This is a genomic window from Paraniabella aurantiaca (genome assembly GCF_050309965.1).
Classification (GTDB): Bacteria; Bacteroidota; Bacteroidia; order Chitinophagales; family Chitinophagaceae; genus Niabella.
Window position 1 is genome coordinate 2204004 of sequence record NZ_JBLOSY010000001.1, and the last position, 18975, is coordinate 2222978.

General features: G+C 43.3%; 17 protein-coding genes and 1 other RNA gene. 4 read left to right on the top strand and 14 right to left on the bottom strand.

Annotated elements, in window-relative coordinates:
• The first annotated feature begins 38 nt into the window (after window positions 1-38).
• Window positions 39-680 carry a pyridoxamine 5'-phosphate oxidase gene (pdxH, locus tag ACLOAU_RS09630; protein ID WP_427861656.1) on the top strand — a complete coding sequence of 214 codons (642 nt, stop codon included), beginning with the start codon at window positions 39-41 and terminating at the stop codon, window positions 678-680.
• A 370-nt stretch (window positions 681-1050) separates the two neighbouring features.
• On the top strand, window positions 1051-1377 hold the full coding sequence (locus ACLOAU_RS09635; RefSeq protein ID WP_427861657.1) for a DUF6686 family protein: 327 nt from the start codon (window positions 1051-1053) through the stop codon (window positions 1375-1377).
• A gap of 55 nt (window positions 1378-1432) precedes the next feature.
• Here the strand turns inward: ACLOAU_RS09635 and ACLOAU_RS09640 are convergent, their stop codons facing one another.
• The 4 genes from ACLOAU_RS09640 to ACLOAU_RS09655 form a co-directional block, all read right to left on the bottom strand.
• Window positions 1433-1561 carry a 30S ribosomal protein THX gene (locus ACLOAU_RS09640; RefSeq protein WP_114789740.1) on the bottom strand — a complete coding sequence of 43 codons (129 nt, stop codon included), beginning with the start codon at window positions 1559-1561 and terminating at the stop codon, window positions 1433-1435.
• 100 nt (window positions 1562-1661) lie between these two features.
• Window positions 1662-1931 (bottom strand): HU family DNA-binding protein, encoded by a 270-nt coding sequence (locus tag ACLOAU_RS09645; RefSeq protein WP_427861658.1) that lies wholly within the window; start codon window positions 1929-1931, stop codon window positions 1662-1664.
• Between the two features lie 295 nt (window positions 1932-2226).
• Window positions 2227-2547, bottom strand: a complete 321-nt coding sequence (locus ACLOAU_RS09650; protein ID WP_427861659.1) for a DUF4286 family protein — start codon at window positions 2545-2547, stop codon at window positions 2227-2229.
• Complete coding sequence (locus tag ACLOAU_RS09655) at window positions 2547-3317, bottom strand: exodeoxyribonuclease III (protein ID WP_427861660.1); 771 nt, start codon at window positions 3315-3317, stop codon at window positions 2547-2549. Before ACLOAU_RS09655 ends, ACLOAU_RS09650 begins: the two co-directional genes overlap by 1 nt.
• 115 nt (window positions 3318-3432) lie before the next feature.
• On the opposite strand from ACLOAU_RS09655, the gene ACLOAU_RS09660 reads away from it, so the two are divergent.
• On the top strand, window positions 3433-4188 hold the full coding sequence (locus ACLOAU_RS09660; protein ID WP_427861661.1) for an LOG family protein: 756 nt from the start codon (window positions 3433-3435) through the stop codon (window positions 4186-4188).
• Between the two features lie 2 nt (window positions 4189-4190).
• Here the strand turns inward: ACLOAU_RS09660 and tamL are convergent, their stop codons facing one another.
• Window positions 4191-6521: a translocation and assembly module lipoprotein TamL gene (tamL, locus tag ACLOAU_RS09665; RefSeq protein ID WP_427861662.1), complete on the bottom strand. Its 2331-nt coding sequence runs from the start codon at window positions 6519-6521 to the stop codon at window positions 4191-4193.
• Window positions 6522-6599: 78 nt separating this feature from the next.
• Between tamL and ACLOAU_RS09670 the strand changes: the two genes are divergently transcribed.
• Window positions 6600-7334 carry a TrmH family RNA methyltransferase gene (locus ACLOAU_RS09670; RefSeq protein WP_427861663.1) on the top strand — a complete coding sequence of 245 codons (735 nt, stop codon included), beginning with the start codon at window positions 6600-6602 and terminating at the stop codon, window positions 7332-7334.
• 61 nt (window positions 7335-7395) lie between these two features.
• On the opposite strand, the gene ACLOAU_RS09675 is transcribed toward ACLOAU_RS09670, so the two are convergent.
• The 9 genes from ACLOAU_RS09675 to ACLOAU_RS09715 form a co-directional block, all read right to left on the bottom strand.
• Window positions 7396-8631, bottom strand: coding sequence for an ABC transporter permease (locus ACLOAU_RS09675; RefSeq protein WP_427861664.1), 1236 nt, complete (start codon window positions 8629-8631; stop codon window positions 7396-7398).
• A gap of 93 nt (window positions 8632-8724) precedes the next feature.
• Window positions 8725-9378: a fructose-6-phosphate aldolase gene (gene fsa, locus ACLOAU_RS09680; protein WP_427861665.1), complete on the bottom strand. Its 654-nt coding sequence runs from the start codon at window positions 9376-9378 to the stop codon at window positions 8725-8727.
• 153 nt (window positions 9379-9531) lie between these two features.
• Window positions 9532-9631: signal recognition particle sRNA small type (ffs, locus tag ACLOAU_RS09685), an RNA gene on the bottom strand.
• 18 nt (window positions 9632-9649) lie between these two features.
• Window positions 9650-10591 (bottom strand): lysophospholipid acyltransferase family protein, encoded by a 942-nt coding sequence (locus ACLOAU_RS09690; protein WP_427862685.1) that lies wholly within the window; start codon window positions 10589-10591, stop codon window positions 9650-9652.
• Between the two features lie 51 nt (window positions 10592-10642).
• On the bottom strand, window positions 10643-12262 hold the full coding sequence (gene nadB, locus ACLOAU_RS09695) for an L-aspartate oxidase (protein ID WP_427861666.1): 1620 nt from the start codon (window positions 12260-12262) through the stop codon (window positions 10643-10645).
• Between the two features lie 308 nt (window positions 12263-12570).
• Complete coding sequence (locus ACLOAU_RS09700) at window positions 12571-12903, bottom strand: hypothetical protein (protein ID WP_427861667.1); 333 nt, start codon at window positions 12901-12903, stop codon at window positions 12571-12573.
• Between the two features lie 155 nt (window positions 12904-13058).
• A complete protein-coding gene (locus tag ACLOAU_RS09705) occupies window positions 13059-14033 on the bottom strand; it encodes a DUF4465 domain-containing protein (RefSeq protein ID WP_427861668.1) in 975 nt (324 codons plus the stop codon).
• An 8-nt stretch (window positions 14034-14041) separates the two neighbouring features.
• Window positions 14042-15535 carry a RagB/SusD family nutrient uptake outer membrane protein gene (locus ACLOAU_RS09710; RefSeq protein WP_427861669.1) on the bottom strand — a complete coding sequence of 498 codons (1494 nt, stop codon included), beginning with the start codon at window positions 15533-15535 and terminating at the stop codon, window positions 14042-14044.
• Window positions 15536-15550: 15 nt separating this feature from the next.
• On the bottom strand, window positions 15551-18706 hold the full coding sequence (locus ACLOAU_RS09715) for a SusC/RagA family TonB-linked outer membrane protein (RefSeq protein WP_427861670.1): 3156 nt from the start codon (window positions 18704-18706) through the stop codon (window positions 15551-15553).
• Window positions 18707-18975: the final 269 nt, after the last annotated feature.

Here is an 18975-nt window from a genome sequence, read left to right on the forward strand (position 1 = left end):
TTATTCCTTACAGTCTTCATAATTTAAATTTACTTACTATGTCTATCGCAGATATCCGTATACAGTATTCGCTTAAGAGCTTGTTGGAAGCCGATGCGCTTCCTGATGCTATTGACCAGTTTCAACAATGGTGGAATGAGGCTATGCATGCCGAGTTAACGGAGGTGAATGCAATGACCCTTGCTACTGCATCGGCTGATGGTTTACCAGATGCCCGGATTGTATTGCTAAAGGATTTTTCTTCTAAAGGATTTACTTTTTTTACTAATTACGAGAGTAAGAAGGGGCAGGAGCTGGCACAAAATCCAAAAGCTTGCCTGGTGTTTTTCTGGAAGGAACTGGAACGGCAGGTGAGGATCACCGGTTCTGTTGCAAAGATTTCAAAAGAAGACAGCGAAACTTATTTCTTCTCAAGGCCGGTGGGTAGCCAGCTGGGCGCCTGGGCTTCACGGCAAAGCCAGGTTTTGCCTGACAGGAACCTGCTTATTGAAAAGCTTAATAGCTTACAATCGGAGGTGGATGCGGGTAAAACTATCGGGAAGCCTGACTATTGGGGTGGTTATATTGTTCAGCCTCATCGTATTGAGTTCTGGCAGGGAAGGCCTAATCGCCTCCACGACCGTTTGCTTTATACATTGCAAGTGAACGGAGATTGGAAAATAGAAAGACTATCGCCCTGATGGGTGTAGCCAGGTTGAAGAGTTGATAAGTTTATAGGTTGATAAGGGCTAGCTTTCCAGGTAAAGCAGTTGTGTAGGATGATGTTCAATTCTTCGTTGTGGCAACTGCGGCTTCTATTGGTGGTCTATAACCTACGGTTTCATCATCATATTATTCCTTTTAAAAGTGTTTATTCACGCGCAATGCTAAAGCTGGCAATATTTTAAGTTGTAAGAACGAATATCATTTTTATAAATGGCCCCTGTTAACTTGTAAACCAGTCAACTGTTCAACTAGCCATAAAATTCCCGATCTCGTAAAATTAAATTCCCGATATGGCATGTAATAGTAAGGAACAAATGCAAATTTTGTTTCTTAAAAACTATTTATATGGCCTGTGATTTTCAGTCTCTCTATTATGGCGAAGAAGGTTACGTAGTGCGCTGCAAACAGTGTGGTCACTACCAGGTAGCTTTTATTTCAACAATGCTTACTTTAAATGAAGCTGATTTCTACATCTTCTGCAAACAAGTAAAGTATAAAGTACTGCAATCGTACTCCAATGTAAACCAGGACTCGAAAATCATTATAATCGCGACTCCTTCGCAGGACGTGAGCCTGATATTAACTCCCGGCGAGTTAACCAGGCTCCATAAAACCCTGGAAGAGGCTGATAGTGAGATCAAAACCCAGGAGTTATTGTGTTTGTTTAAATAAAAACAGGAACCTTTTGGTTCCTGTTGTATAATTTTTTCGTCCCTAAAGTATCAAATTAGTTAGCTGCAACTTCTTTCTTGGCCGCTAATTTCTTCTTTACCTCAGGAGAAATTGCAGGGCGGCTTTTGCCGTATGACCCTTTAAAACGTTTTCCCTTTGCGGTTTTTTTATCGCCTCTTCCCATAATTAAAAAATTTTTGCAAACGTACAAAAAAAAGGCTATATCGGCCACAAAAAATGCCCCCGCGTTGGCGGGAGCATTATAAGAGTTTGATTTGCTACTGTTAGATTTTAGAAGAAAGCTCTTTACCTGCTTTAAAGCGAGCCACTTTTTTAGCTTTAATTTTGATAACAGCGCCTGTTTGAGGGTTACGTCCGTTACGGGCAGCCCTTTTTGTAACAGAAAAAGTACCAAAGCCAACCAAAGTTACTTTGTCGCCTTTTTTCAGGGTTTTTGTTACCGCCTCTGTGAAAGAGTCTAAAGCGGCATTAGCCTGAGTTTTAGTGATGCCAGCGTCTTTTGCAAGCTTTTCAATTAATTCTGCTTTGTTCATAGTTGATATTTTAATGAGTTTTAACTGGCAACAAATTTAGAGGCTTTTCATTCATACCAACAAAATATTTTGTTATAATTAAGAATTTACTAATTCGCTACAATGCAGGTGTGGTAAGGATTTGCGCAGTATTGAATGTCCTTTGAAAAAGATCGTGTTGAGTATGCGTTTGCCAGAACCCGCTACAGCAAAGGGTTTCAGCCGTGTTGCGCTGAAATGCAGACCTGTAAAGGGTTATAGCTAAATATACATTTTTTTTTGAATCGGCAAACAGCAAATAAAATCTTATTCACATTCAATTCACAACTTCCATAACGGTACGAAATGCGATGAACTGATCTCCCCATTGATCAAGGCTTTCCTGGCGAAGATCAGTTGAGAAATCAGATAAGTAGCGCTCATAATCGGCCTCGCTGGCCGCATGGTATTGAACAGCGTAGGTAGGTCCTTCCTCATCGTCAACACCTTTTAGCCTCAGTAAAACTGCTTTTAAAAAGCACCCTGTAGCCAAAACAGCCGGAATATGATGTGATTGCATCCAGGCCAGCCATTCGCGGTGTATATGATGCGATACCTTATTGGTTATATTGTATATAAGTGCAGTATTGTTTTCCATTACAAATCCAGTTTAACGTAAATCGGGCAATGATCACTATGTTTTACATCCGGGAATATCTCTGCGTCAGAAACCTTGTTCTTAAGCGGATCGGTAACCGTGATATAGTCTATGCGCCATCCCTTATTGTTGAGACGTACGCTGGGAAAGCGCTGACTCCACCAACTGTACCGGTGAGCTGCGTCGGGGTGAATAAGACGGAAGGTATCGTTGTATCCTTCTGCAACAAATTTATCCATCCAGGCTCTTTCCTCTGGTAGAAAACCCGAGGACTTCTTATTGCCCTTGGGATCGTGTATGTCTATTTCTTTATGCGCAATATTGTAGTCGCCGCAGATTATAAGTTTGGGGTGTGTTCTTTTCAGATCGTTTAGGTAGACAAAGAACTCGTCCAGCCACATATATTTGAATGCCTGTCTCAGATCACCGCTGGTGCCGGAAGGGAAGTAGGCATTGATCAACCGGGTATCTCCAAAATCCAGCTGAATAACGCGGCCTTCATCATCGCTTACCTGGTGTCCGGTGCCGTACACCACATTGTCTGGTTTTATTTTGGTAAAAACGGCAACACCGCTGTAGCCTTTCTTTTGTGCCGAAAACCAGTAGTCGTGGTAGCCTAATTCGTTAAAGGGCGTGCAATCTACATTGTCTTTTTCTGCCTTTGTTTCCTGCAGGCAAATAATATCTGCAGGATCTGTCTGCATCCAATCCAACAAACCTTTTTTTACAGCGGCCCTTATCCCGTTTACATTGTAGCTGATAATACGCATAAAATTTACTTAAAGTATATAACAGGCAAAAATAAGATGTTGCTTGTTTATGATTTTTAAATTTATATTCGCCAGATACAATGTGAATAGCGTATAGAAAAACGATTCGAAAAAGATGAAAGAAAAAGAGAAAATTGCCGAGAAAATTGCAGACCCCATTATACCAGCTAAAGAACACGTGTATTTAGAAGGGCCTAAAAGCAGGGGATATGAATTTGTGTTTCTTTTCAAGGTAGCCTGGGAGTTTTTAAAGGGAATGAGAACCCTGCATTTTGTAGGACCTTGTGTCACGGTATTTGGCTCCGCCCGGTTTAAAGAAAATCATGTTTACTATAAAAAAGCGGTAGAGTTTGGAGCCAGAATAGCCGGTACCGGCTTCACTACCATGACTGGCGGCGGACCTGGCATTATGGAGGCTGCCAATCGGGGTGCTTTCGAGGCAGGTGGCGCATCAATAGGTTGTAATATCAGGCTGCCGTTTGAGCAGCATTACAATAAATACCTGACCAAGGCGGTAACCTTCGATCATTTCTTTATAAGAAAGACCCTGTTGATCAAATACAGCTATGCTTTTATTATCATGCCAGGTGGCTTTGGTACTATGGATGAGTTTTTCGAAACCTTAACGCTTATACAAACCAAAACAATTGCACAGTTTCCTATTGTAATCTTCGGAAAAGAATTTTATGCCGACCTGATGGTAGCGATCGAGGATATGGCAGAGAAGGGAACCATCTCTCCGGAAGACCTTGACCTGGTATTATTGACGGATGATATTGATGAGGCAATGGATCATATCAGTAAATATATTACTACTAACTATAAAATAAAAAGACGCAGGCGTCTACCCTGGTTTTTTGAAAAGAAATAAAATCAGAATATAAAGGGATAGCCGATACCTATCTGTAGTTGGCTGCCTTTAAAGAAAGGATAGGCAAAAAACTTGTTCTGGTAATCCGCAAACCGGCCATCGGGACTAGGATCTTTTACTTTATAGGCATAGTCAAGGCGAATGACAAAAAAGCTGAAATCGGCCCTGATACCTGCGCCCGAGCCAATGGCAATGTCCTTGCCAAGGCGCGATAATTTAAACCGCTCTTCGGGCGACCCGGCTTCTTTTTTAAGGTACCAGATGTTTCCGATATCGGTAAAAACAGCGCCATTAATGGGAAGGCCGGCTATGTTAAAAAGTGGCAACCTGTATTCGATATTAGCCTCTAACTGCACATCTCCAAACCGGTCAGGTACTATAAATTCGTTTTCGATAGATTCGTCGTTCTCGTAATACTTGATAGTAGAACCTGGCCCCAGGCGGCGTAACTGCCAGGCACGCATGCTGTTAGGCCCCCCACTGTAGTACTGTTTGAAAAAAGGTAATTGTGATCGCTTTAAGGGGTTAGCGGTAGCATCCAGCTCATAACCTACGCCGGCAAAACCTCTTACGACCAGCCCCGTTTTTTGAGATAGTTTTAAAAGTTTCGCGTATTCCGCATCCAGCTTAACAAAGCGGTATAGCTGCTCATCGATAAAGCTATTACGCACCATTCCGGTAAGCAGGCCCGAGGCTTCCAGGTTCATTCTTAAAACATTAATGCTTCTTTTATTGGCACTGTTCCAGGGCATAGAAAAGTTAGTGATCACAGAGGTGATTAAACCGTCGGAAAACAGATTTTGTATCGATGGGTTTTCCCTGATCAGCGACAAAAGGCTGTCTCTTTTCTTGATATAGGAATACTCGATATTGGGTATTTTAATACCTAAGTTAAAGGAACGATTGGTTAGGGCATACTCCCTTGAGCGCCAGCCAAATTCATATCCCCAGGAGGTATTGAAGCTGGTCAGGTTAAACAACAGTCTTCTCTCGGTATTAGCGGCATTTAAACTTAGTATCGATTGTATATTACCTCTGAACGACTGCCTGAAATTGTTCATACCAGGAAAAACATAACGGGGAAATATCAGAGAGTTGCTTAAGCTGATCTGCCGCGTTTGAATAAACTGACCTGAATTAAGCCCTCCTAATTCTACACCCTCGCGTATATTGGTATTAAGCTGGTTCGCTCCTTTTAAAAAGTTCCTGTTTTGCAGCCCTACATTAAGTCCCAGGCCTACGAAGTTTCCGCTAATAACGCTTTGGCTGAAACTGCCCTCAAGGTTGGTCGTGAAATTATACTTGGGCGCCGGTGTCAGCCGCATTACAAAATCTACGGTATCGGTACGTTCGCGAGGAATTTGCTGTATGTCTACCAACCTCCAGGTGCCCAGGTTATTAAACCGGTTCACGGTACGCATATAACGGCTTTGGCGGTACAATTCGCCACGGGTTAAGTAAACATACTGGGGGAATATTTTGGGTTTGAATTTGTCAGATCTCTGTACTACGGTCACGTTACGGATCGTGGTGGCCTTTTCTGCCCCTTTGGTAGTGTCGGCCCGTACATCAGGATATACTGTTACATTACCCACATAGTATTTTTGCAGGCTAATGCTGTCTGTTAGTTGTTTTTGCCTGATCTCCAGGTTGGCTGTAGGGTTCTCTTTTCGTTCCTGAAGTTTTTGAATCTGGCTTACCTGTTCCAGAGGGTCCAGCGCCGGTTGCAGCAATTCAATATCCAGCGTATCCCAGAGCGCATAAAGATTATTACGTGTAAAAAGGAGATAGCCATTATTTCTATATAATTCCACCAGGCGATCCATTTCCAGCGAAATAGGGGACTGTGCAAATCGGTCTCCTTTTTTAATCAGCGCGTCCTTCAGATTGTTGTCAGTAAGGTATTGCAGGCTATCATTTTGTAAGTCGTAGCCCAGGGAGTCAATAAGGGTCGGCTTTCCGGGCCATACGTTAAATTGGATAAACGCTCTTTGCTGGTCTCCTACTTTTTTTACTTCTGTGGTAAAATTGACGGAATCATGAAAGTATCCCTCCGCAACCATATAATTATTCATGAACTCCAGCGATCTGCTGATCAGTCCGCTATCGAGGGGCTGCGGGTTCTTTAATACTTCCCAGAACACTTTATCCAGTTTCCTCGCAGCAATACTGTCGTCTAATTGTTCGTACAACCCTCCTTCAAGTCTTGATCTTTCGTCTTTTTTCAGATCATTATCTTTTATGTTGATAGAAGTTTGAAAGATATAGGGTTTGTTTTGAGGCTCGTTTCTCACCACTGTAAATAGTGTACATGAAGAAAAAACAAATACCATTATAAGGGGTAAGAAAAGAAGATGTATATTTTTGTATGATTGAATGCTATTATTCAATGGATGAATTATATTAAAAGGATGCTTAATAAATCTGAGGTCAAATATATTCAAAGTTTAAGCCAAAAAAAATTCAGGGATGAAGAAGGTGTTTACCTGGTGGAAGGGCCTAAAATAGTTGGAGAAGCTTTAGTTGCTCCACAGCTGGGGATAAGGAAGGTGTATGCCCTGAAAGAATGGCTGGAGTTAAATGAGGAATTATGTAAAAATATTGATTGTGAGGTAGTAGCCGATTTTGAACTGGAGAAAATATCACAGCTCAAAACGCCCAACCAGGTGCTCGCCATCGTAGCCCTGCCGGGAGTGGAACATTTTACATTTGAAAAAGATCAACCGGGGCTTATGCTTGACGGTATCCAGGACCCCGGAAACCTGGGTACGATTATCAGGATCGCAGACTGGTTTGGGGTGAACCAGGTTATTTGCAGTAAAGATTGTGCAGATGCCTATAACCCTAAAGTGGTACAATCTACTATGGGAAGTATTTTCAGGGTAAAGCTACTATATACGGATCTTGAAAACTGGATGGATGGCTATAAGGATGTAGCTTTTTATGGTGCCGCGCTGGATGGAAATCCTTTGAAAAACATTGCTGCAATTTCCAACGGCCTGGTTGTAATTGGTAATGAATCGAAAGGGATAAGGCCCGAAGTAATGAACCGGGTTACACAAAAGATAACCATTGAGAAACGGGGTGCGGCTGAGTCATTAAATGCAGCTGTAGCAACGGGTATCATTCTCTCTCACCTGAGATGATAAGTGGTTGATAGCTGATGGTTGAGGTTGAGTAGCGGGTGCAAAATGGTTCATCCCTATTTTATCGGAACTGGATGGCTTTAACCGGTTGTATCTTTCGTACAATATAGGAAGGGATCAGTAATACCAACATACAGATCAGGAAAGTTGCCCCGCAAATAGCTATTACCTCCCAGGCAGTGATCTGCACCGCGGCCCTGTCCATGTAATAGGCTTCTTCATCCAGTTTAATAAAACCGGTTTTTACCTGTGCATATAAAATGCCTAAGCCTATTATAGCGCCTGTAACAATGCCCCTGAGTGCAATGATCAGGCTGTGACGCAGGAATATTTTCTGAACCGTCCAGTCTGTGGCACCGATGGATTTGAGCACACCTACCATACGCATGCGCTCCAGCACCAGGATGATCAGGCAGGTGATCAGGTTGATGACTGCTACAACGATCATAATGCCAATCAGTACATTTCGGGTAGTGTCCTGCATATTCAACCAGTCAAAAATATTAGGTATATACTCTTTGATATTTTGTATACTCCAGTCTTCGTCAAAGCCAGGTAATTGAGCTATCTGGTGTATGGAAGAGTCTGTCTTTTTAAAGTCTTGTAACACTATTTCATAGCCGCCAATCTGGTTGGGCTCCCAGTTGTTCAGCCTGCGTATCAATTGTATATCTCCTATTGCAAAAGAGTTGTCAAAGTCGCCGATATCTGTTTTAAAAATGCCGCTGATGGTGAGTTTGTCGCGCCTTTTTGAACCGTCTGGCCGGATAAAATAAATCGACACCCGGTCGTTCACCTTTAAGTGAAGTTCCTGTGCCGTTTTCTTTGATATCATAATGTCCCGGCTATAGGTGGTGTCATTGAAACGAATCGGGGCGCCCTCTACTATGAATTCTTTCAGGTTATTAAAATCGTAGGTTTTATCCAGTCCTTTTACCAATATGCCCTGCAATTCGTCTTTGGTTTTAAGAATAGCGTATCGCGTAGCAAATGGATATACTGCTTTTACATTGGGTGTTTTTTGAATGCGGTCTTGGGTTTCATTACTGGCAATAATGGGTATTTCTTCAGTGATCAGCGAAGAATAGGGGAGTGTTTCCTGAATACGTACATGCCCCCAGAAGCTAAACACTTTCTCGCTTACTTTTTTCTGGAAGCCATTAGCGAAGGCCAGCGTAATGATCATTGCCGCAACGCTAATTACTGTAGCAACAATAGAAAGCCTGATGATAAACCTTGAGAACGACCGGCTCCGGTTGAATGCAATGCGGTTGGCAATAAAGGATGAAATGTTCAATTAAAATTGTTGAAAAGTGGAAAGGTTGAAAAGTTGAAAAGTAACAGCTTGCGCCTTGTTAACCTGTCAACTTCTCAACTCTTCAACTATAAATTACTGAAACTTCTTAGCGTCGTCTAAAAATTTAGCCAGGCCAATATCTGTGAGCGGATGCTTTAATAATGCCAGGATCGGCTCCAGCGGGCAGGTACATACATCAGCACCTACTTCAGCACAGCGAATAATATGATTAGCGCTACGGATAGAAGCTGCGAGTACTTCGGTTTTGAAACCCTGTACGTTATAGATATGGGCAATTTGCTCAATCAATTGTACGCCGTCCCAACCACTGTCATCAATACGGCCAATAAATGGAGACACATATTTGGCCCCGGCTTTGGCGGCCAAAATCGCCTGCCCTGCACTGAATACCAGGGTGCAATTGGTTTTAATACCATTGTCTGTAAACCATTTGATGGCTTTCACGCCTTCTTTGATCATGGGCACTTTTACAATGATATTCTTATGCAGTGCTGCCAGCTTTTTACCTTCTTCAATAATACCGTTAAAATCGGTGCTTACCACTTCGGCGCTAATATCGCCGTCAACGATTTCACATATATCAACATAATGCTTCATAATGGCATCATGGCCTTTAATGCCTTCTTTTGCCATTAAGGACGGGTTGGTGGTAACCCCATCCAGAATACCCATGTCATTAGCTTCCCTGATCTGATCAAGATTCGCGGTGTCGATAAAAAATTTCATGATTTTATTTTTTTGTTTTTATACCAGCTATCAAATATGTAGTAATTGTGTTGCCCGGGCAGCGTTGCTTTTTGAAACTGCGCGTAACAGCACACTGTTGTTGAGACATGCTAAAGTAGTATAATAAAGCTAAAACGAAAAGGATGGGCACAAAAAAAGCAGGCTACTCACATCGCGCCGCTACAACCGTCTATCCTTGCTGCCTTCCGGCCCTGGGGAGTTTCGACAGGAGCTGGCCGTATGAGACCTGCGACTGCAAATATAGTACTTTTTATTGAATTGCCGGACCATATTCTTCCTTCCATGCGTGTTTCCATCTCCGGTGGCTCCATAACCACATATCTGGATTGGCTTTGATCACGGCTTCCAGGTAATTAACGAATTGGTGCGTTAGCGCAATTTCGCTTTCGGCAGTCGGGAATTCCTCTGCCACTGAGAAGGTTACGTGATAGTAACCCCGTTTAGGCCGGTTTATAAAAGCAAAAATTACAACCGTATTATTTTTGGCGGCATTTTTGGCCGGCCCCATAATAAAAGCGGTTTTCCGATCAAAGAAATGAAACCACTCAGATTTGGCTATGTTGGACGGACTCTGATCGGCCACCAAACCCAGGCAATATTGCGTATTTCTGTGCGGCAGAAATTCCCTGGTCATGTGATGAGCACTTAGCAGAACCGTACCGCTTCTCGAGCGTATTTTTTTAAATATTCTATCAAAAGTTTTATTGGCCAACGGCATGTAAACGCCCAGGAATTTATACTGGCTATGCATCAGCAATGATACGTTGCCCCACTCCCAGTTGAAATTATGTCCCAGGTGTAGTTGTACAGAACGGCCTTCAGCATAATATTTATTAATAACTTCCCAGTTACCGGTAAAACGTTTTTCAAAAAATGAGTCCGGCGCCGATAATAGCTTAATCGTTTCAATCATCGAATCGATGAATTTATGATAGAAGTTCTTGGCTATCCTTGTTCTTTCTTTAACTGTTTTTTGTGGAAAAGCAATCTGAAGATTGTGCATCACCACTTCTTTTCTATAGCCAATTACATAGTATACAAGAAAATAAAAAAAATCAGAGATCCAGTAAAGTACCCTCAGTGGTAATAAAGAAAAAAGATATAAAAAGCCGTAAACGATATAATACATGAGAAAAGTTAATGGTAGATAGTGAATGGTGAATAGTGAATAGGGACGTGGCTGATTATTCAGCGTTTAATGCCAATACCCCGTTCGCTCTAAACTAATTACTATCTTTCTTATTTATAAAACAATATTCTGAAGCAGCTCGCTTTTCTGCGGATAATCCGTATTATAATTGAGTCCACGGCTTTCTTTGCGGAAGCTGGAGCCTTTTACAATCAGGTAGCCAACTGTTATCAGGTTGCGAAGTTCCAAAATATTTGGCGAAAGCGTGCTGGTTTTATACAATTGCTCCGTTTCTTCCCAAAGCAGGTCGATACGCCGTATGGCCCGCTGCAGCCTTATGTTATTGCGCACAATACCTACATAGTCACTCATTACCTGCTGAATTTCTTTAAGGCTTTGTGTAATTAAGATTAATTCTCTCGGTGTGCTGGTTCCCAGTGCGTTCCAAGCCGGTATATTCAGCTTAAAAGTAGGATGCTCAGGCAAATCGTTGTTATCTACTTTTTGCGAAACATGTACAAAGCAGCGGTGCGCAAATACCATTGCCTCCAGCAGCGAGTTGCTAGCCAGCCGGTTGGCGCCATGTAAACCGGTGCTGCTGCATTCGCCTACGGCGTATAGGTTCCTGATGGATGTTTGTCCCCATTCATCTACCTTAATGCCGCCACAGCTGTAGTGAGCTGCGGGCGCTACGGGAATCATATCTTTTGAAATATCGATACCTACACTTTTACATTTTTCATAAATATTAGGAAAATGCTCAACGAATTTGGCGGTATCAAAATGCCGGCAATCCAGCCAAACATGTTCGGTACCGGTGGTTTTCATTTCGTTGTCGATAGCGCGTGCTACAATATCGCGGGGCGCCAGGTCTTTGCGCTCATCATAACGCTCCATAAAAGCTTCGCCGTCTTTATTGCGAAGTATACCTCCATCGCCGCGAACCGCTTCTGTTATCAAAAAAGCCTGGCCTCTCAGCCCGGGCTCAAACAATGCGGTAGGATGGAACTGGATAAATTCCATATTCTCAATCCGGCCCTTGGCCCTGTACACCATGGCCACTCCATCACCCGTTGCAATGGCAGGGTTGGTAGTAGTACGGTATACCTGTCCGTTACCTCCGCTTGACAGGTAAGTGGTTTTGGCCAGAATGGTTTCTATTTCGTTGGTATGCAGGTTGAGCGCATATACACCGTAACATTCAATATCAGGGGTAGATTTGGTGATAAGGTATCCCAGGTGATGCTGTGTAATGATATCAACTACAAAGCAATGCTTAATGATTTCAATATTTTTCAAGCGGGCAACGGCTTCCAGTAAAGTGCGCTCCATTTCCCAGCCGGTAATATCTTTATGATGGATAATGCGAAACTCACTATGCCCCCCTTCTTTTCCCAGCTTATAATCGCCATCCGATTCTTTGTCGAAATTGGCACCCAGGTCAATCAATTCCTGTACTCGTTCGGGACCATCCTTCACTACAATTTCAACTATTTTCTCATTGCATAAACCATCCCCGGCTATCAATGTGTCTTCAATATGTTTTTCAAAGCTATCTTTTTCGAGGTCGTTTACTACTGCCACGCCGCCTTGCGCATATTTGGTGTTGGTTTCATCGGCCGCAGCCTTGGTAATTACCAATACTTTTTTTTCGGGATATTTTTCAGCCATTTTGTAGGCATAAGTAAGACCTGCTATACCCGTTCCTATTACTAAAAAATCTACTTGTTGCATTTGCCAAATTTTTGTGAGCCGGCTGAAGAATATATAGCAGCATATTTACCTGCCCGTTCCTTCAGGCGCCCGCCCGTACCTAATGGTACACTCGGCGACGCTTCGCTCAGCGTTCCGGTTCTGTGGCATCAAACTTACATGAAAATTTTCATTAGCCTAACGCTTACTCTTTTCTCCTGAATGTTTAACATTCGTTAGCTTGTGTGAAAGCATTCAATAGTAGCGCGGATGGTGGAAAATAGATATAAATTTATGCTGAGACTTAAGTGGAAACTAAAGATGATCTGACAGGTTTATATGACTATAATTTAAGGCTGGTATTGAACTTTTACAAGGTTGCCTGTATGTGACCAGTGCTCTATAATTCGTTTGGCTTCAAAATTATTGCGAACCCGGTACTCTAAGCGGAGCAAAAAAGGTGATCCGTTGGTATGCCCTGGATCGGGTTGCACTCTTTCATAGTTGATTATAGTGGAAGCAAACGGGGTATAAATTCCGACGTCCGGCTCTGTTAACCATATATGGAAATTTACGGAAGGTTTCACCTCGTCATCATAAACCAAAGGTTTGTAAACCTGTGCACATGAGGTGATCATAAAAATTGAGACTAATAGTTGCAGGTAAAGAATTATCCGGATCATTTCAGAAGGGTCTGTTATTGGGATAGTAACCGCCTTCCACCTGTTGACGGTAAAAAGCGGTTCTGGTCCCGGTTATGGTTTTCGGTGATTATCATAAGTGGATGATCTTGCGGTTTAGGCATAGGCCTATTTTGTTTATTATGTTGCACGTTGTTTTATTGCTGAATACGGATACCATCAAGGCAGAAATAAGTTGGTACAAGCACTTTCCCGTTGGTGTCTTTGTAGTCAGAGTCAATGTCGAATTGCAGGCGATCTACCTGGCCAAGTCCTTTGAGGTCCACTGTATACCAGTCGCCGAGAATGACATTCCAGGCAGCTTTAGCGGGATCGATTCCCGGGCGTACGGCTAGCCAAAACTCAACCTTGCCCGTAGCAGTGCCGGTTTTCGATCCGGTAACGATCAGCTTAACAAAACCCTTACGCACCTGGGCACCTTGTGCGGCCTGGGCTAGTCGCTCTATACCTTCCAGCCTGATGAGGTTTTTATTATCCGGTCCCGGTAAATACCAACGGCCGTATAAATCGGTTGAAGTGCTTGCGATTTTTATATTCCTGATTTTAGTCCCTGTTAGCGAATATTCCTGCGTTGCAGTATTCAGGGTGCCGGAATAATTAGACCCAAAAGTTTCCAGGAGATGATTATAGGTAGTGTTGGCTACCAGTATATGCTCTACAACTGCAGGCTGATCTAATGTTATATAAGCTTCTCCGTTTCGGGTATCCGCTACCAGGAAGTTTTCGGTTTTATTAGGGTAATTGGTAAATACACTAAAAATGCAGGAGTCCACCGATGCTTTCTTTTGAGCATCACTAAGCCCGGGTGGAGCAAAGTCTGGGCTTAGGTTCCATGGATAAGACCTCCAGTTTTTGTTGGATAGTGCAAAGCCTTTAAAACTTCCGTCAGCATTTTTTCCTGCATTTACCGTGATAGTTCCGGTGGATGCCGTTCCTGCTTTAAATGGTGCATCATAAATTTTATAGCTGAACCGGTCCAGCGACAACTCGTTAAAAGTGATGTCTTTGGGTAAAGGGATCAGTACCTCTTTTTTATCGCTGCATGCTGAAAACAGGGATAGGAGTAGGCCAAATACGAATAGATTATTGTTGATCAATTTCATCGTTTTCATTTTTTGTATTATTCTAAACCAGGGTTTTGAATCATAAGAATATTGTTTTGTATCTCTGCATTGGGGATGGGATAGCAAATAGTATTCTCAACAAGCGTAGTTTGCTTGATGGTTTCAATCCAGGGCTTACCATCTTTTTTAAACCGGAGTGCAGCGTAAAATTCACTGCCGTTTTCCAGGCAGGTTTCAAGAAATATTTCTTTAAATATATCATCAGCTAATTCCTGTTGGCTTGAGGGATTGAGCGGTGCAAATGCCTGTGCTGCCCGGGCCGCGCGCAGTTGGTTGATGGGCGCAATGGCCGAAGCAATAGATGCGCCGGTGCGATAAAGCAGTTCAGCTTTTAACAAGTAAAGCTCCGACAGGCGCAGGTAGTAAGCTGTATATTTTTCGTCGGGGGGTGAAGAAAGTTTACCTGCATAGGAACCTAACCGGCTCAGCTTTTTAAATGTGTAGTATTTCGATTCGTCCCAAGTTTCAGGGGCGCGTACTTCCCCGGTGGCAATGCTCCAGCGTTTGTCGGCCTTAAACCAATCCAGGCCATATTGCAAGCCCGCTGTTAATGTTCCTCCGGGAGCCAGCGGCAATTTATTACCCTGGTAAATACTTCCGTAAGTATACCAGTAGCCGCCCTTTGTAGTTCGTGTGCCATCATTGTCGAGATAGCGACCAAACAAAAGCTCTTTGCTATCCCATGCATTTTTATAAACATCAGCCACATCAGCCTCCAGTGCCAATGCCCCGGGGTGATTGCTTAATACATCGTTTACCAGGTCTAGTGCGGTTTTAAGATCCTGTTCCCTTCCTCCCGAATAACCTGCCCGGTAAAGCAGTAGCTTTGCTTTTAATGCTTTGGCAAATTGCTTCGATACGTATCGGGACGATGAAAATTCAGAGGCATTGGCAATGGCGAAATCAATGTCTTCAAAAATTTTCCGATAACTTTCTCCTACCGAAATACGCGGCTGATTGGTATTGGTTAAGCTGGCTACCTGGTCGCGGTACAATATGCCGTAAGGACTGTCATCCCCTGCCCACCAATGCCCGAAGTTCCATAGAATATTGGCATAGATCCAGCCACGGAGTAAACGGGCTTCTGCCAGTAAATTGTTTTTAGCAGCCTCTGTTTGAAATGCTGCCGGAGACAATTGAGTAATACCTGCTACGGCAAAGTTGGCTGCATTAATGCTTTTGTAAAACTGGCCCCAGAAATTAGCTCCGTTTCCTGGATTGCTTTGTGTATACGATAAAGTGTATTCTGTTTGGCCGTTAAAAGCAATAAATCCCGCCTTTGTTGCCAGCGCGGTATACAGGGATCCGGCCCAGTAATCTCCTGTAAAAGTGGCGTACACGCCTCCAACAGCATTAGCAGCCTTGCCAGCATCGGTAATAGCATTGGCATCAGTAAGTGAATGTTGAGGCACCAGGTCGAGGTATTTATCGCAAGAGGTTAAGGTTATCAGAAATGCCAGTAACCCCGTTGTAACTATTTTAATGCGCATAAGTATAATTAATTTTTATTGGAAGGTTAGTTTCACCCCAAGGTTAAAAATGCGGGCAGAAGGATAGGTGCTGTAATCAATACCCATTCCGGTACCCATGGTTGACGAAGACCAGTTACCCTGGGGATCGAATCCCGGATATTTAGTGATGGTAAACAGGTTGGTGGCTTGTCCGGTTATGTCAACTGCGGAAACGATAGACCCGTGAAACAATTTTGAAGGCAACCTGTAAGAGAGGTTCAGTGCGGATAACCTTATATAAGAGGCATCGTATAACCAAAAATCGGAGAATGTACTATTGCCTCCATCACCGTATTGGGTCATTCTTGGGATAGTTGCTTCGTAAGGGCCCAATAAAGTGGCACTCTGTCCTGCAATCAGGTTACTGTGATTGTAATTGCCTACATATCCTACATCCTGCATAGGCATATCCCAGAGGCGTTTGTTACCGTAACTGTAAGTGAAAGTGGTATTAACGTAAAAGTTTTTCCAGATCAATGTAGCACCAAAGCCCCCGAGCCATTTAGGGTCAGCGCTTCCCAAATATATTTTATCGTCTGCTGTTATCTTGCCATCACCGTTAATGTCATCAAATATCAGGTCACCCGGGCTTTCCAGGGCTGTACGATAAGGTTGCTTGCCGCCGGTTGCAGTGCGCCCTTGCTGGGCAATCACTTCTTCTGCTGTTACAAATAAACGACCAAGGGTTCGATACCCCCACCATTGGTTAGAGCGTTGACCTTCCTCCAGCTTCATATAAGCATAGTCGGGCATGCCGCTGTAAGGATAGTAAAGCGCCTTGGCAACATTATTGATTTTTTGCACGCTATTCTTATTGCTGGCTGCATTAAAATCCAGTGTTATGGTAAGGTTGTTCCGTTTGGCCACATCTACTTTTAAGTCGAATTCAAAACCTTTATTGTCTACCGCAGCTATATTGGAGTTAATGCTTGAAAAAGAGCTGCTGGGGGGTAATACAGACGAATAGATCAGGTCGGATGTGTTTTTCACGTAGTACCCAACCGAACCGCGAATACGGTCATTCCAGAAGCCGTAATCTATACCTACATCTGTCATGCGGGTTTGCTCCCATTGTAAGGCTTCATTACCAATAGACGAGGGAATGATGGCGGGTAATTCGTTGTAACGTGTTGCCGTTACCTGGGTGCGCCAATCGTAATTGCCCAGGTTTTGCGAGCCTGCCTTACCCCTTGATGCCCTTAATTTTAAATAAGATACTGCTTTTGAAAGAAAGCTGTTTTTAATAAATTCTTCTTCTGATACCAGCCACGCAGCAGAATAGGAAGGAAAATTTCCCCATCTGCGGCCGGGTCCAAACCGCGAAGAACCATCCCTGCGTAAAGTTCCGGATAAGATATAGCGGTTGTTAAATTTATACTGTGCCCTGGCAAACTGCGATACCAGTGCATTTTCGGCAACAGCTTCCCCCATAGAACTTAGTGTAGCACCCGATCCGAAATTATTAAGAATATCATCATCCGGGAAATCAGATGCTCTCATAGAATAGATAGTGGATTTGTATTTTTCGGCTGTCCATCCACCTAAGAGTAACAGATCATGCTTTTCCCAGGTTTTTAAATAGGTAAGGGTATTTTCCCAAACGTTTACATTGCTACGGGCATTATTCCATGACCTGGAGCCGGTATACTCGAATGTGCTTCCTCTCCGTTTATACTCCAGGTTTTGGCCATTGTTATAATTATTGGTAAAAGCTGTTTTGAAGATCAAACCTTTCAGGATGGTCCATTCGAGGGCCGCGGTTCCGCTGAATACCTGGCCGTTCCCCCTGTCTGTATTTTTAATGGTTGTGTAAGGGTTTTCTGTATAAGGATCCCTGGTAAACAAAGTGCCATCCTCATTGTACACGGGTATATCGGGCCTTATTTTCTTCAGCACATCCAGCATATAATCTTTATCATCAGCCAATCTCGACGACCCGTCAAGATTTATGCTGAACTTGATATTGTTGCGCAGCCGGGCCTCCAGGCTGACGCGCCCGCCATATATTTTACTTTGCCCCGATTTAACAATACCCTGCATGTTTTGATGGTTCAAAGACACGTAATAGGCCAGGTTATTCGTTCCGCCCCGGAGCGCCAGGCTATATTGTTGCTGGATGGGGTTCTGCGTCATTTCTTCCAGCCAGTTGGTATTACCTTCATAGTAAGCCCCATCGAGCGTTTTAAAGTCGGAGCGGTCGAACTCACTTGTTTTTAAATTGAAGAATGCCTGCTCATCCAGGTACAGGCGTGTGAAGTAATCAAAAGTGCCCCGGCCAAAGGCTTCCTCCCTGGCTGCTGCATCTGCAAAGCGGAGATAATCAGGTGCTGTGAAGTATTTATATCCATTAAGGTTTAGCTTAGAATATCCTATGCGACTGCTGAATTCTATCAGTGGCGGCGCTCCGTTCTTTCCTCTTTTAGTGGTTACGATAACCACGCCGTTCGACGCTCTCGATCCATACAGCGCAGTTGCCGAGGCATCTTTAAGTATGTCTATGCCTTCCACGTCATTGATATTAAGATTGTAAAGCGTATTAGCGATGTTACCGGTTGTGGAAACGTTATACTGTGGTACTCCGTCAATAACCCACAAAGGCTGATTGTCACCGGATAGGGAAGAAGCGCCACGAATCACTACTGAGATAGGAGAAGTGGGAGAGGCTGATTGTATTGCTACGTCTACACCCGCGGCCCGGCCCTGAAGCAGACTTTGAATGGTTGAGCCCATAGGAGCGTCTTTAATGGCTTTCTCATTTAAAGAACTTACTACACCTGTCAGATCACGAAACTTGGATTTACCGTATGCCACTGTTACTACCTCGTCAAGAACGTTATAGTTCTTGTTTAACTGAAGGCGGAGATAGGTGCCCTGCGATGGAATTATTACTTCTTTAACGAGGTTCTCGTAGCCTTTAAAACTTACTCTTATGGAATAGGTTCCTGCTTTCAGATCATTAAAAGAGAAGGAGCCCCTGGCGTCAGTTAAGGTATTAATGCCTGCGGGCCGTAAAGCAATGGTAGCACCGGCAAGCTGTTGCCCTGAGGAATCGGTAACAGTGCCTGTTATAGAAAAGCCTGATTGCTGCGCAGCAACCTGCAGGTGCAGGCACACGGCAAGCAGCAATAGCATGATAAGTTTGCTATTCATGTTTGATTGTAATCGAAATGAAAAAATAGGATTAGCTTTCCCGGTTGCTTTGCAACAGACATCTTCCCATAAAACGTCACCGGAAAAGCAAAACAATAGGTAAAGACTTGATTGTCTTTAACAGTATTGCCGATATTAGCAGGGGCGGTTTAGAAAATGCCCGGTTGTGTGTTTTTTATTAGTTTTGTCATTGATGATTCGTTTTAAAAAATGATTGATTCGACTTTTGTTTTTTACGATTCTGACCAGATGGGGATGTTCCCGCATTC

Coding starts and splice junctions, on each gene's coding strand:
- pdxH (WP_427861656.1), top strand. CDS start 39: ATGTCTATCGCAGATATCCGTATACAGTATTCGCTTAAGAGCTTGTTG.
- ACLOAU_RS09635 (WP_427861657.1), top strand. CDS start 1,051: ATGGCCTGTGATTTTCAGTCTCTCTATTATGGCGAAGAAGGTTACGTA.
- ACLOAU_RS09640 (WP_114789740.1), bottom strand. CDS start 1,561: ATGGGAAGAGGCGATAAAAAAACCGCAAAGGGAAAACGTTTTAAAGGG.
- ACLOAU_RS09645 (WP_427861658.1), bottom strand. CDS start 1,931: ATGAACAAAGCAGAATTAATTGAAAAGCTTGCAAAAGACGCTGGCATC.
- ACLOAU_RS09650 (WP_427861659.1), bottom strand. CDS start 2,547: ATGGAAAACAATACTGCACTTATATACAATATAACCAATAAGGTATCG.
- ACLOAU_RS09655 (WP_427861660.1), bottom strand. CDS start 3,317: ATGCGTATTATCAGCTACAATGTAAACGGGATAAGGGCCGCTGTAAAA.
- ACLOAU_RS09660 (WP_427861661.1), top strand. CDS start 3,433: ATGAAAGAAAAAGAGAAAATTGCCGAGAAAATTGCAGACCCCATTATA.
- tamL (WP_427861662.1), bottom strand. CDS start 6,521: ATGGTATTTGTTTTTTCTTCATGTACACTATTTACAGTGGTGAGAAAC.
- ACLOAU_RS09670 (WP_427861663.1), top strand. CDS start 6,600: ATGCTTAATAAATCTGAGGTCAAATATATTCAAAGTTTAAGCCAAAAA.
- fsa (WP_427861665.1), bottom strand. CDS start 9,378: ATGAAATTTTTTATCGACACCGCGAATCTTGATCAGATCAGGGAAGCT.
- nadB (WP_427861666.1), bottom strand. CDS start 12,262: ATGCAACAAGTAGATTTTTTAGTAATAGGAACGGGTATAGCAGGTCTT.
- ACLOAU_RS09700 (WP_427861667.1), bottom strand. CDS start 12,903: ATGATCCGGATAATTCTTTACCTGCAACTATTAGTCTCAATTTTTATG.
- ACLOAU_RS09705 (WP_427861668.1), bottom strand. CDS start 14,033: ATGAAAACGATGAAATTGATCAACAATAATCTATTCGTATTTGGCCTA.
- ACLOAU_RS09710 (WP_427861669.1), bottom strand. CDS start 15,535: ATGCGCATTAAAATAGTTACAACGGGGTTACTGGCATTTCTGATAACC.
- ACLOAU_RS09715 (WP_427861670.1), bottom strand. CDS start 18,706: ATGAATAGCAAACTTATCATGCTATTGCTGCTTGCCGTGTGCCTGCAC.